The sequence below is a fragment of the Bacteroidota bacterium genome, from assembly GCA_016720935.1.
Taxonomy (GTDB): domain Bacteria; phylum Bacteroidota; class Bacteroidia; order AKYH767-A; family 2013-40CM-41-45; genus JADKJP01.
Map to the genome: position 1 here is coordinate 1,274,720 of JADKJP010000006.1, position 14,001 is coordinate 1,288,720.

A 14,001-nucleotide genomic window follows, 5' to 3' on the forward strand; every position below is an offset into this window, starting at 1 on the left:
ACGATTGCTTACTGTTCATTATCTTGCTTAAATGACGCAAATCAGGATTTGGTTTTGGAATTGAATTTCATTTTCATCCAATTCATATTTTTCAATCTTCAGAGAAGAAGAAATAAATCTGTTAATTTTGCGCATGCACGAGACCATTCTGATTATTGATTTTGGTTCCCAATATACCCAGCTGATTGCGCGCCGAATCCGGGAACTGAATGTATACTGCGAAATTCATCCGTTTCATCATATACCTCTGATCGATAAAAATACCAAAGGGGTGATATTATCGGGTAGTCCGTCCTCGGTGCGGGATTCAAATGCTCCTCAAATTGATTTAGAATCAATTCGGAAGAAGATACCTGTCCTTGGTGTTTGTTATGGAGCCCAATTGATGGCCGCACAGAATGGAGGCGAAGTAATGCCGTCTAAAATCAGGGAATACGGCAGGGCAACATTAAAGAGCATTAATTCCGCTGACCGTCTTTTCAAGGATATTCCGATGGCTTCCACGGTATGGATGTCGCATGCTGATACCATTGCAAGAATTCCTGATAATTTTGAAATTCTCGCCAGCACATCGGATGTCAAAGTCGCAGCTTACAAGATTAAAGGCGAAGCGACTTTTGGAATCCAATTTCATCCTGAAGTGACACATTCAACAGATGGAAAAGCATTGCTTCGAAATTTCCTGATTGATATTTGCGGATGTACCAGGGATTGGACTCCCGCATCCTTTGTTGATGATTCTATAAAGAAACTGAAGGAGACCATCGGAAACGATCAGGTTGTCCTTGGACTGTCAGGAGGTGTCGATTCGAGTGTTGCTGCGATATTATTGCACAAGGCTATCGGCGCTAACCTGCATTGTATTTTTGTCGACAATGGGTTGTTACGTAAGAATGAATACGATTCGGTTTTGAATTCTTACCGTCACATGGGCCTGAACATTTCAGGCGTTGACGCGAAACAACAATTCTATTCTGCTTTGAAAGGAATTTCTGATCCTGAACAAAAAAGAAAAGCAATCGGAAGGGTTTTCATCGAAGTGTTCGATGCGGAAGCGCACCGTATTAAGGATGTAAAATGGCTGGGTCAGGGAACGATATATCCTGACGTCATTGAATCCGTGAGTGTGAAAGGACCATCTGCCACGATCAAATCCCATCATAATGTTGGCGGACTTCCGGAAAAAATGAACCTCAAGGTTATTGAACCGCTGAAAGCGTTGTTTAAGGATGAGGTTCGCAGAGTCGGGAAAGAGTTGGGAATTGATGATGTTATCCTCAACCGTCATCCGTTCCCGGGACCCGGACTTGCAATTCGTATCCTTGGTGAAATTACACCGGAAAAAATCGCGATTGTGCAGGAAGCTGATGCATTGTTTATCGAAGGATTAAAATCACACAATCTGTACAATGAAGTCTGGCAGGCAGGCGTGATTCTATTGCCCGTTCAATCCGTAGGTGTAATGGGGGATGAAAGGACGTATGAAAATGCAATTGTATTGAGAGCAGTAACATCTGTTGACGGTATGACAGCCGACTGGTGCCATTTACCACATACATTTTTAGCACAAATGTCAAATGAGATAATCAACAAGGTGAAAGGAATCAATCGGGTGGTTTATGATATCAGCTCAAAACCTCCGGCTACCATCGAATGGGAATAGTTTTTTTATAGAATTCAGAACAGATTAAGGTTTATATGCAGGAAATGACGGTGGCAACAAAATTCAGATTTAAAAGTTCCTTCATTGCAATCAAATGCAATTTGAAACTCATTTTTTTATTTAGCTGTTGCCTGATTTTGCAATTTACCAATTACACTCAGGCTCAAACCATTTCCAAAAAAGACACCAGCGAAATTCGGTTTGTTAATTCTCGAAAATTCTATATATATAAAGTAGGGAAAGGCGAAACACTATTTTCCATTTCCCAGAAATTCAAAATTCCACAAGAAGAAATTCATCAGTTTAATCCCGATCTTGTGAAAGATGGATTAAAAGTGAAAATGAAATTGTGGATCCCTGCGTACAGTTGGATAAAAAAGGAAGAACAAAAGGAAGAAACTAAAAATGCAGAGGAAGTTCAACCCAAACACAAAGAATTCAATTTGTCATTTTTTACCAAATTGAATCTTGATCGTATTTACTTACCTGGTGAACCTCACGATTCTTCCTATATCGCTGAACCATTGGAAAAGGAAATCGAAACCAATCTCCAGTTTTATCAGGGCATGCAAAGTGCGCTTGTAAGACTTAAAGGTTTGGGCATGAAAGCCAGACTTGCAATTTATGATACGGGAGAAGACAGCTCTCGTTTGAATAAATTACTTTTCAGGCAGGAACTTATGGATGAAAACTTGTTACTGACAAATTTGGGGAATTCTGAACTTCGTAAATTGAACGACTATTCTTTAAAGCATGAAGTTCCATTTATGGTTTCTGGAATTAATGTGACGGATTTTGTGCGTATGAATCCCAAAGCAATTGCATTGTATCCGTCATCACTTTTGCAGTGCAGGATGACCGGTTCGAAAGCAGCGGATCTTTTTCCTGCATCGAATTGTATTGTTGTAAAGACGGTACAGGCAAAAGAAACAGAGCGATCTGCTATCTTTCGTCAGGGTTTTCTGGAAAATAATCCTGATGCAAAAGTCCGTTTTGCGGATTATGGAAAATTGGGTTTCAAGGGAATTCAGGATAGCTTGTCCAAAGGAAAAAAGAATGTGATTTTTATTCCTTCTTCCAACGAAGACATGATTTCCACAATTTTTAATTCATTGAAAGAGCTTACAGCGGATTATCAGTTAACAGTAGTTGGTCTGCCTACATGGCAATATTTTGAAACAATCGATCCTGCGCTTTTTGATACTTTTCATGTGGTATTATTCAATGCCGGATTTGTGGATTATAAAGAAACTGAAATCGAACAATTCAGAAGGTATTACCGCGACACTTACAATACCGAACCCGGAGAAGCAGCATTCCAGGGTTATGATGCGATGTTTGTTGCCGGCTTATTGTATCTGAGGAAAGATCTCGATCATCCGGATGACAAGAATGCCAAATTGATCAATGGTCTGTATTCAGATTATTTGTTTTCTAAGACTGAAAATGGTCAGTGCGTGGAAAATAAAATACTTCATTTTCTTCAATTCAGAAATTTTCTTCCGGAACTTATCAAATAGTTTTTGTAACTTCTGTTTTACGTTGTCTCCATTTCGGATCTCAGATTCTTCATTTCCGTAATTTCATATTTCAACTCATCCGTCATGATCAGCAACGATGCAAAAGAAATTTCAACCTGGTTCAGGGATCTTCAACTAAGGATAACATCAGCTCTTGAGGAGGCTGATGGTCATGCAAAATTCCGAGAAGATTCCTGGCAGCGGCCCGGTGGTGGTGGCGGACAAACCCGGGTAATTGAAAAGGGATTGGTTATTGAAAAAGGTGGGGTTAATTTTTCGGCAGTGCATGGAAAAACACCGGATTTTATGCGCAAGCAAACTGGTGCGGACCACATCTTGTCTGAGGAATTTTATGCCACCGGTGTTTCAATTGTCATTCATCCGGTTAATCCTTTTATTCCTATCATCCACATGAATGTTCGTTATTTTGAAAGTAGCGATGGTGCGACATACTGGTTTGGAGGAGGAATAGACCTGACACCACATTATGTAAATCATTCGGATGCGGAACTTTTTCACACAAGCTTAAAATCAGTCTGTGATAAGTTTGATCCGGGATATTATCCGAAATTTAAGCAGTGGGCGGATGATTATTTTTTTATTCGTCACAGAAATGAAACCCGTGGTATTGGAGGAATTTTCTTTGATCAACTGCGCGATGGAAGTGAAGCTGCTCCAAAAAAAGACCTTTGGAATTTTGTGAAGGCGGTTGGAGAAACATTTGCGCCCGTCTACACAACGATCATCGCAAGAAACAAGAAAATGGAATTCGGAGATCGTGAAAAGAAATGGCAGCATCTTCGTCGAGGAAGATATGTTGAATTCAATTTGGTTTATGACCGTGGAACACGCTTTGGACTTGAAACGGATGGTCGTACCGAATCCATCCTGATGAGCCTGCCACCAATGGCGGAATGGATTTATGATTTTCGACCAGAGTTTGGTTCTGAAGAGCAAAAGACTCTGGAATCTTTAAAAAAAGGAATAAATTGGGTTACCAATCGCTCCATTTAACATAATGTTATTGTATTTCAGAGAATTTTCTAATATTTGCAGTCAAAATCAAGCCTCTATATTACTATGTCACACGAACACCATAGTTCAACAAACAACCAGGGATTCTGGTATACGTATTTTGGAAAAGGCGGTGCTGCCGCGTTTGCATTCCTCTGGATCCTTATTACGATAATTTGGATTTTCGGCGTTGTTAAATGGGGATAAACTCTTCCTGTTTTTCTAAATAAAAAAAGCACCGGTTTTACCGGTGCTTTTTTTATAATATTTTACTTGGATAGTTGTTTGATCTTGGCAACATAATGAACGTCTTCAGCATAATAGTTACCAAGGAATGTGAGGTAACGCTCAGTGAGTTTAAAGCACTGATCTTGCCAGAATTTATAATCACGTACACAATCCTGCCAGTTGGCATACACTGCATAGTGGTTTTTGTTTCTGTATTTCTTTAATTCATCCTGTGATCCTTTGATAACGATGTTCTCATCCGGAAGAAAGATTCCAATCGCAGTAGTCTGACGTTTGAATGGATATCTCATTCCAAGCAGGTTATTTGTACGGGTCACCAGGTAAGAATTCAGATGTCCGGATTCAATAAGAATCTGCGCGTAGACCTGTTCCGGACAGATCACATGTTGATTGTCCAGTTCCTGACGTAATGATTCCTTTGACAACGGTTTTTCTTCCGATTTCTTTGTACGGCCATGCAGTACAGTTTGAACGGAATTACCATTTGTGAATGAAAAATCTGTTGAGCAAAGAATAAAGAAGAATACAAAGAAATGGAATACGAATACATTGTTCCAGTAATGTGAGCGCTCAACAATTTTAGTTTCCCGCAAATAATTCTCACAGGTTTCGTTCAGGCAAAGGACTGAGTCCATTTCCTGTCGGAAGTTTTTGGTATGACAACAGCTTGTTTTCATATCTTTTGTTTTTTGAACCGTGCGAATGGTCAATCAATGGCTGTGGTCTTGATGAATCAAAAATACCCCGCCAGGGACCGGTTTATAAACCTTATTTGGTGAAATGGCCCTTATTAATTGGTGAATTGATCCGGCTGCGGGGTCATTGGAAGTATTTGAATATGAGCCAGATAAATCTTTGAAATTGATCAGAAAATCAAGTTTCAGGAGAAAAAACACTGATTTATGCAGAAAAAACAAGCCTCAAAAGAGCAATTTTAAATTCAGGAAACGAACCGGATTTTATTGTTCAAAGCCTCAAATAGGACATATAGATATAGTATCGTATTGACAGACTCATAATAAGAGAATCTGTTTTGAACCTGAATTAGAATTCAGGTTTTCAATTAAAAAAAATCTTCGAAGAGATGAACAGGAGCAAAGCATGCTATTATCTGGCTAGATCAAATTAAAGAATTCACCTAACGAGGAGCGCCTTGTGCATGGATTCGCTTAACGATAATCGAAATTATAGGATCAAGAAAAAGACCTTAGTGTAAAAACGGAACAGATGTTTTGTCCTATAATTAATATTATGTTAAGTAGTAATATTGGTGATATTGAGCCCTTTACTTCGATTCCTAACCGATTTCAAGGTTCTGACCTCATAAAAATAATAAAGGAGCAGAATTTCGGTCCTGCTCCTTTATCATTCATTCCAATGGAAATTACTTTGCCTCCAGTTGTGCTTTTACTTTGTTGTACTTTTCAGTTTCGTTGGTTCGGGCATACAGCAATTTCAGGATCTGTAAAGTTGATTTGTACAGGCTCTGGTCATCCTCTGTTTTCTTAGGATTCAGCTCAAGCGACTTTTCCAGGTATGGCGCCGCTGATCTGAATTTCTCTTCAAAGACCTTTTTTGCTTTCTCAAATTCCTCATTTGATTTCAAGGAATTTGCCGCATTCGCCTTCTCTGCTCCCTGGTTAAAATAGATGACACCAAGGTTGTAATTCGCATCCATCAGGTCCGGGTTAATTTCAATGGCTTTTTTGTAATCAGCAATTGCTTTATCCAATTCCTTTTTGCCTTCATACAATGAAGCTCTGGTAAAATAAAGATTCTCATTGTCCGGTGCACTTTCTATGGATTCATTCAGTTTGGTGATCAATTCTTCTGTTCTTCCTGTGAGGATATACAAACGAATTTCTTCATTCATCAACGATGAATTATCGTCAAACAAGGCTCTTCCTTTTGCAATGGACTCCATCGCTTTTAAAGTATCCTTGTCTTCCAGATTCAAACGGCTCATGTACAGATAAATTTTTGGATCATTAAATTTCATATCCATTAATTTCTGAACGTACAGTTTGGCCTTTTCATTGTCTTTCGCTTTAATTGCATTAAAGTAAAGATTCTTGTAAACGATTTCCGTTGTAATATTATTTCGTTTCAGGTTATTGTCTTTATCAAGTGGCAATACATCCAAGACCAATTGATACAAACGACTTGCTTTGGCAGATTCACCTTTTGAATACGCTTCTATCCCTTTATTAAAAGCCCCGATACCTGCAACCCAGACAAGTTTGTTGCAATCGTCCTTGTAATTTTCTTTGGCATCTGTTTTCAGGCAATTCAGAAAGCCGATAGTGGCTTTTTCAGCTGCATCAGGATCCAACCCGTTTGCATTGGCAGCTGAATCATTATAGATCTCCAGGTAAATTTTTCCCTGGTAATACCACATTTTCGGATTGTTCGCGGTTGATTCGTTCTGCCCTGCCATATCAATAAACTTTTTAGCTCCCGGAAGATCTTTATTGTTTAAAGAATTGGCCGCGCTTTGCACATTGAAATTTTGTGCAAAAGTCTGAAGGGAAATAATCGTAAACAGTAAAAGCAACTTTATTTTCATGAGTGTCTATTGTTAAATTAATTCGGTAGTTTGAAATTCATAGGAGTTTTAAATGCTGAGATAAATCAACAATCTAAATTCTCAAATCTACAATTCAACTATTCGAGATCTACGTCCTTGATTTTTCCGTATCCAAGTTTCTCCAATTTATCCTTCAATGTATATCGGTTTCCAACAACCATGATCACCATATTGTCAGGATTCAGATATTTTGCAGCAAGACTGTTCATGTCTTCTTTGGTCATGTCTTTCAGGATCTGAGCCTGTTTCACAGTAAAATCAGTTGGAAGATCATATTGTACAATTCGGGAAAGGAAGTTTGCCTTTTGAAACGGTGATTCGTAACGCAGAGCTTCACTATTCAGAATGGAATTTCTTGTGAAGGCAACTTCTTCATCGGTCAATCCTTTGGCTTTGTAGTTTTTAATTTCTTTCATGATTTCAGTAACACAGGAATCTGTGGCGGTTCTTCTCACACTGGCAGAAACGGTAAAAGTTCCTGGGTATTTCGTTGCTTGAAATCCTGAACGGATTCCATAGGTATACCCTTTTTCTTCACGAAGGTTCAGGTTCAGTCGGCTGTTGAATGCGCCACCCAATGCGAAGTTCATGACATTTGATTTGAAGAAATCACCGGTCGCGTCATAGCTTGAAGAAAGATGACCAATCATCAATACCGATTGTGGCGCATCATCCTTGTTTGCAAAATAAATTGTTGTTGGCGCTGAAGATGTCGCTACAGAAATCTCCGGAAGTTTAACCGGTTTAGATTCCCATTTTTCAAGGAATGACAACTTCGGAATAATTTGACTCTCGCTGATATCTCCAACAATTACCAGGCTGGCCACTGCAGGTGAATAGTATTGCTGATAATAATTTTTCAAATCATCAATAGACAGCTTTCTGATATTTTTTTCAGTTGGGTAAGCACCAAGGACAGTATTTCCATAAATGAGATTTCTATACAATTTATCTGCAGTTTCATCCGCTTGCTTACGTTCGTTTGCAAGAGATTCGATGTATTGTTTTTTTACACGTTTAAAATCAGCAGGATCAAAACGTGGATGCAACAATTTTTCTTCCAGCAATTTCAATGTCGCATCAATGTTTTTGGTGAGAGATTGCACAACAACAGTTGTGTTTTCTTTGCCACCTTCAAATTGTATGCTGCTTCCCAGTTTATCCAGCTCCGCGCTGATCTGTTCTGTGGTATAGTTCTGAGTACCTTCATTCATCAAGCCGGCTGTGAATTCCGCAATTCCGGCTTTCTTGGGATCTTCAGTAAATAAAATGTTTCCACCTTTAATGGTGAGCAACATCACAACTTTTGGAGTTTGTGTTTGAGTACCAATAATTTTTAATCCGTTTTTCAATTGTTGTGAATACGATTGAGGAATCACAGGTGCCTTTGGAGCACCTGCAGCTGGTCGTTTGCTTCGGTCAAAATTATCTTTCGCTTTCACATATGTAAGTCCTTTGTATTCGGCATCATCATTTGCTTTCAGGTTCGCGTTTGGATTTACACTTTTCACGGAATCCTTTGACATCGGATCTTTCGGATAGACGTTTACTATTGCCGCATATTTGTCTTTCACATATTTATTGAATACTCTGACAATATCTTCCTTGGTCACTTTAGTAAAACGATCCAGTTCATCTGTAAGATTGTAGGGTCTTCCTACAAAAAGTTGCCATTCTGTAAGCAAAGATGCTTTTCCCATTGTTGTGGAAATTTCATCAATGATTTCAGATTCCTTCCCGGATTTTACACGTTGTAATGCTTCGTCTGTAATTCCGGTAGTTTCAAATTCAGTAATAGTTTCGTGAATCTTCTTTTCCGTTTCATTGAAGTCCTTTCCAATTTCCGCGGGATTCATACTTGGATAAGCGACTACAATGATGTTCATTTCACCAGCCAGTTCACTTCCTTCATACCCTACTCCTGCCTGGATAGCTTTTTCATTTTTTACGAAATTTTTGTAAAAAATGGAGTTATTCCCCTCCCCCATCATTTTCGCAAGCAACATCAGAGGAGCTTCATCTCTGTGAAATTTTGGAACTGTAGGATACACCATCAGGGTCAAAGGAAGATAAACGTTATCTACATAATTTGCATATTGATCAACAGACAGGATCGGCGCTGGTACTTTAAGTTTTTTCACTTCCGGAGAAGCGGGAATAGTACTGAAATATTTATCGGCCAAAGCAATAGCATCTTTTGTATTTACATCACCGGAAATGGTCAGGATGGCGTTGTTTGGACCATACCAACGAAGGAAAAAATTCTTCAAATCATCGACTGTTACGCGGTTGAGGTCATCCACATATCCAATGACAGGCCAACTGTAAGGATGTCCGGGAGGATAAAGAATCTGATTGATTGTTTCTACAAAAGCCATTGCGTAAGGCTGGTTCTCCACATTCTGAGATTTTTCATTTTTCACTGTTGAGCGCTGAATTTCAAATTTCGCTTTTGTAACAGAATCCAGAAGAAATCCCATTCTGTCAGCTTCCAGCCACAGAGCTACTTCAAGATTATTACTTGGGATAATTTCATAATAATTCGTAATATCTCTTTCAGTGTTACCATTCATATTTCCGCCGGCTTCACTGATAATTTTGAAATGCTCTTTATCTTTTACATGATCTGAACCTTCAAACATCATGTGTTCAAAAAAGTGTGCAAATCCTGACTTACCAATACTTTCACGGGCTGAACCAACATGATAAGTGATGCGGACAGTGACCAAAGGATTGGTGTGATCCTCGTGTACAAGAATGGTAAGACCGTTGCTGAGTTTCCATTTTTCAAATGGAATTGTCATACCGGCGCCTTGTTCCACTTTTTCAACCAATTGAGGTTGTGCCAGAACTGTACCTGCTGAGAGTACAAAGAATAGTAAGAACCAATTTGAAAGGCATTTCATGGTTTTCATGTTAGCGTTTAGATGTTAGTTGGAATATTGAATGAATGAGTTTTAGTAAAATATAGTTGGGCATGGTAAAATACACGAATCGCAAAGCAGCGACACATTTGAATCTTTCTGTTTTATTCAATTGCATACCTGATGTGTATACCCTATTATTTTAAATTGTCCAGTTTGGCTTTGACCATGTTGTACTTTTCGGTTTCCTTGGTCCGGAAATACAAGAGTTTAAGGGAACTAAGTGTTCCATTGTCATTTGGATTTAACTCCAATGCTTTTTCAAGAAAAGGTTCTGACTGTTTATACTTGTTATCAAATTCAATTTTTGCCTTATCATATTCAGTAACGGATTTTAATGCATTCGCATTATTTTCCATTTCCGAAGCCTTGTTGAAATAATAGGCACCCAAATTGAAATTCAGTTCGAAACTGTTAGGGTTGATCAATAAACCTTTTTTATAATAATCCTCAGCCTTTTTAGAATATTCTTCTGTTTCCGCGGTTTTGGCTTTTTCATTTCCCTTTTCATCCTTTGGGTGTGCCATGTTATCATAGGCGTTGCCAAGAGCGAGGTACAGGTTTTGATTTTGAGGATCCTTTACAATTGCGCTTTCCATGGATCCAATGGCTTCCTGCTGCCTGTTGGAAGCAAGCATGATATTAATTTCAGCAAGAAGTAATCGAAGTGTATCCGGGAATAATTTACGTGCTTCCTGAAGGGTTTTCAGCGCGTTAGTGGTATCCTTTTCTTCAAGGTAAATATTCGAAAGGGCAAGAAAAATATGATCATCATTGAACTTCATCGCGGTCAGCTGACCATAATATAATTTTGCCTTCTCTTTATTGCCTGCATTTTCCGCGGAGATCGCTGAATTCAATGTCACTGTTGTATCCCCCGGACTAAGTTTGAGAACATACTCAAAATTGCTGAGTGCTTTTGTGAAATTTCCTCCGTTAAAATCCGACACACCTTCACTAAAAATTAATTGTTTCACCTGTGGAATCCGGAATCCGCTGATTTCATCAGTCCATTCATTTTTAGGATCCAGTTCATTGGCTTTCTGAAAACTTTCCACAGCCGTTTGAAGACATTGATTACATAAACTTTTAAAAGTTTCACTTCCGTGAATGGCACTGTAAATAAGGCCGCGATAATACCAGGCTTCAGCCATCCCTTTCGACTGTTCATTCAAAACAGCTTCGTCAATCGCCTCCTTGGCCTTGTCGTACTGCTTGTAAGGCTCCTTATAAAAGTTGTATGCGCTGCGAACTTTTGATTTTTGAGAGAGCGCGATACCTGTGGAAATCAAAATTGTTATCAGTACCAAACTGATTCGTTTCATTTTTCAGATGTGTATAATTGGTTAAACAATCGGATCGATTCCTTCCGGGTTTTCAGTGGATTCTTCAGCTGCAGGAGAATTCGTATCCTCTCCATTATCTGCATCAGGAAGTTCGGTAATCACGGTTCCCATTTCCGCTTTTTTCTCCTCCTCGTCCACTTCGACTTTTGCAACTGATGCGATGGCGTCATCATCATCAAGGCGGATCAGACGAACACCCTGAGTGGCTCTGCCCATAACCCGAAGTTCTACCACCTTCATACGGATGGTGATGCCGGATTTATTGATGATCATCAGATCGTCGTCATCTTCCACAACTTTGATTGCAATAAGGTCTCCGGTTTTATCAGTGACATTAATGGTTTTCACTCCTTTTGCTCCTCGGTTGGTTTTTCTGTATTCTTCAACTTCCGAACGTTTGCCGTATCCTTTTTCAGAAACAACAAGTACTGTTTCTTTTTCAGGATCATTTACACAAACCATTCCAATCACTGCATCATCTTTCTCATCAAGTGTAACACCTTTCACTCCAATTGAATTCCTACCTACAGGACGTACGGTTTCTTCATTGAAACGAACCAGCTTCCCTTTGCGTGTCGCCAGCATGATTTCCTGTTTGCCATTGGTAAGTCTTGCTTCGAGTAAAGAATCCCCATCCTCGATGTTGATAGCATTAATTCCAGATAAACGAGGGCGGGAATAGGCTTCGAGTGATGTCTTTTTGATGGTACCGTTCAGCGTACACATCGTGATGAAATTGTTATTGATGTATACTTCGTCTTCCAGATTTTTCACATTGATAAAAGCTTTCACTTTATCATCAGGAGGAATACTGATCAGATTTTGAATTGCTCTTCCTTTTGAAGTTTTATTTCCTTCAGGGATTTCATATACCTTCAACCAGAAACAGCGGCCTTTTTCAGTGAAGAAAAGCATGTAATTGTGCGTCGAAGCGACATAAATGTGTTCGACAAAATCTTCTTCCCTTGTCGAACTGCCTTTTGCTCCTCTTCCACCTCTTCCCTGCGTTCGATATTCTGTCAGCAAAGTACGTTTTACATAACCAAGGTGTGAGATAGTGATCACGACATCTTCATCGGCGATCAGTTCTTCCATGGAAATGTCATCTCCGGCAAAGACAATTTCGGTACGGCGTTCATCACCGTATTTATCCTTCATTTCGATCATCTCGTCTCGAATGATTTCCATACGGAGATCTTCATTCGCCAGAACATCACGGTAATATTCGATGAGTTTCATCAACTCATTGTATTCATCACGGATTTTGTCTCTTTCCAGTCCGGTAAGACGTTGCAAACGCATTTCAAGGATCGCTTTCGCCTGGATTTCACTCAACTGGAATTGAGTCATCAATCCTTCCTGAGCGATATTTGGAGTCTGCGAAGCACGAATGAGTGCAATCACTTCATCCAGGTGATCGAGAGCGATGAGCAATCCTTCTAGAATATGCGCTCGCTTTTCAGCTTCACGAAGCTCATACTGTGTTCTGCGTATAACAACTTCATGCCGGTGATTTACATAGTGTACAATCTGATCTTTCAGATTCAGGGTCATTGGTCGGCCGTGAACAAGGGCGACGTTATTTACACTAAAAGAGGACTGGAGTGAAGTATATTTATAAAGATTATTAAGTACAACATTGGCAATCGCGTCTCGTCTCAATTCGTAAACGACACGAATTCCTTCTCTGTCGCTTTCATCACGTATATCTGTAATACCGTCGATCTTTTTCTCGTTGATCAGATCAGCAGTACGTTTAATCATTTCCGCTTTGTTGACCTGGTAAGGGACTTCCGTGACAATGATTCGCTCTTTACCATTCGGCGTTGTTTCAATGGTGGTGCGGGCACGCAAAACAATACGGCCTCGTCCGGTATGATAAGCTTCTTTCACTCCGGCATAACCGTAGATAATTCCGGCAGTCGGGAAATCAGGAGCTTTTACATACTTCATCAATTCATCAATAGTGATGTCACGATTCGCGATGTAAGCGATTATGCCCTCAATTACTTCAGTGATGTTATGTGGAGCCATGTTGGTGGCCATACCAACAGCTATACCGGATGCTCCGTTTACAAGGAGATTCGGTATTTTTGAAGGAAGCACTGTAGGCTCCTGCAAGGAGTCGTCAAAATTCAGTGTGAAATCAACAGTTTCCTTATCAATATCCAGGAGCATGTCTTCAGCGATCTTTTTCAGCCTGGCTTCCGTGTATCGCATAGCGGCTGGAGAATCACCATCCATGGATCCAAAGTTTCCCTGGCCATCTATCAATGGATAACGTAAACTCCAATCCTGAGCCATCCGGACCATCGCGTCATACACCGATCCATCTCCATGCGGGTGATATTTACCCAAAACTTCCCCGACGATACGGGCAGATTTTTTATAGGGTCTGTTACTCAAAACTCCGAGATCCAGCATCCCGTAAAGCACCCTCCTGTGAACCGGTTTCAAACCATCACGCACATCCGGTAAAGCACGGGAAACAATAACCGACATCGAATAATCGATGTAGGCGGTCTTCATTTCTTCTTCGATATTAATCGGAATAATTTTCTCTCCTTCAAACATATATGATTATTGAATAAAGTAATTAGAATGTTCTGCCAAATCCGCTGTTTCCGGGTCAGAATCTCTTTTGATTTTTTTTTCCCGAAATCCCGAAATAATTGATTTCCCTGAACGTTTAAAACCG

Annotated in this window: 9 protein-coding genes; 4 read left to right on the plus strand and 5 right to left on the minus strand. The window is 39.7% G+C overall.

What is annotated here, in order from left to right; all coding sequences use genetic code 11:
• The first annotated feature begins 133 nt into the window (after positions 1-133).
• The 4 genes from guaA to IPP86_13460 all read left to right on the plus strand — a co-directional run bounded on the left by guaA (position 134) and on the right by IPP86_13460 (position 4,404).
• Positions 134-1,663: a glutamine-hydrolyzing GMP synthase gene (guaA, locus tag IPP86_13445; GenBank protein MBL0139514.1), complete on the plus strand. Its 1,530-nt coding sequence runs from the start codon at positions 134-136 to the stop codon at positions 1,661-1,663.
• A gap of 101 nt (positions 1,664-1,764) precedes the next feature.
• Positions 1,765-3,183, plus strand: a complete 1,419-nt coding sequence (locus IPP86_13450; GenBank protein MBL0139515.1) for a LysM peptidoglycan-binding domain-containing protein — start codon at positions 1,765-1,767, stop codon at positions 3,181-3,183.
• 84 nt (positions 3,184-3,267) lie between these two features.
• The gene (gene hemF, locus IPP86_13455; GenBank protein MBL0139516.1) at positions 3,268-4,197 is read left to right on the plus strand and encodes an oxygen-dependent coproporphyrinogen oxidase; all 930 of its coding nucleotides are present in this window, start codon (positions 3,268-3,270) and stop codon (positions 4,195-4,197) included.
• Between the two features lie 66 nt (positions 4,198-4,263).
• Complete coding sequence (locus IPP86_13460; protein MBL0139517.1) at positions 4,264-4,404, plus strand: hypothetical protein; 141 nt, start codon at positions 4,264-4,266, stop codon at positions 4,402-4,404.
• 62 nt (positions 4,405-4,466) lie between these two features.
• Here the strand turns inward: IPP86_13460 and IPP86_13465 are convergent, their stop codons facing one another.
• The 5 genes from IPP86_13465 to gyrA all read right to left on the minus strand — a co-directional run bounded on the left by IPP86_13465 (position 4,467) and on the right by gyrA (position 13,877).
• On the minus strand, positions 4,467-5,123 hold the full coding sequence (locus IPP86_13465; GenBank protein ID MBL0139518.1) for a glucosaminidase domain-containing protein: 657 nt from the start codon (positions 5,121-5,123) through the stop codon (positions 4,467-4,469).
• Positions 5,124-5,830: 707 nt separating this feature from the next.
• A complete protein-coding gene (locus IPP86_13470) occupies positions 5,831-7,012 on the minus strand; it encodes a tetratricopeptide repeat protein (protein ID MBL0139519.1) in 1,182 nt (393 codons plus the stop codon).
• Positions 7,013-7,110: 98 nt separating this feature from the next.
• A complete protein-coding gene (locus tag IPP86_13475; GenBank protein ID MBL0139520.1) occupies positions 7,111-9,939 on the minus strand; it encodes an insulinase family protein in 2,829 nt (942 codons plus the stop codon).
• A 155-nt stretch (positions 9,940-10,094) separates the two neighbouring features.
• Positions 10,095-11,282 carry a tetratricopeptide repeat protein gene (locus IPP86_13480; GenBank protein ID MBL0139521.1) on the minus strand — a complete coding sequence of 396 codons (1,188 nt, stop codon included), beginning with the start codon at positions 11,280-11,282 and terminating at the stop codon, positions 10,095-10,097.
• Between the two features lie 21 nt (positions 11,283-11,303).
• A complete protein-coding gene (gene gyrA, locus IPP86_13485; protein ID MBL0139522.1) occupies positions 11,304-13,877 on the minus strand; it encodes a DNA gyrase subunit A in 2,574 nt (857 codons plus the stop codon).
• Positions 13,878-14,001: the final 124 nt, after the last annotated feature.

Excerpts from the sequence above, each read along its gene's own strand:
- guaA (MBL0139514.1), top strand. The coding sequence starts at position 134 with ATGCACGAGACCATTCTGATTATTGATTTTGGTTCCCAATATACCCAG.
- hemF (MBL0139516.1), top strand. The coding sequence starts at position 3,268 with ATGATCAGCAACGATGCAAAAGAAATTTCAACCTGGTTCAGGGATCTT.
- IPP86_13460 (MBL0139517.1), top strand. The coding sequence starts at position 4,264 with ATGTCACACGAACACCATAGTTCAACAAACAACCAGGGATTCTGGTAT.
- IPP86_13465 (MBL0139518.1), bottom strand. The coding sequence starts at position 5,123 with ATGAAAACAAGCTGTTGTCATACCAAAAACTTCCGACAGGAAATGGAC.
- IPP86_13470 (MBL0139519.1), bottom strand. The coding sequence starts at position 7,012 with ATGAAAATAAAGTTGCTTTTACTGTTTACGATTATTTCCCTTCAGACT.
- IPP86_13475 (MBL0139520.1), bottom strand. The coding sequence starts at position 9,939 with ATGAAATGCCTTTCAAATTGGTTCTTACTATTCTTTGTACTCTCAGCA.
- IPP86_13480 (MBL0139521.1), bottom strand. The coding sequence starts at position 11,282 with ATGAAACGAATCAGTTTGGTACTGATAACAATTTTGATTTCCACAGGT.
- gyrA (MBL0139522.1), bottom strand. The coding sequence starts at position 13,877 with ATGTTTGAAGGAGAGAAAATTATTCCGATTAATATCGAAGAAGAAATG.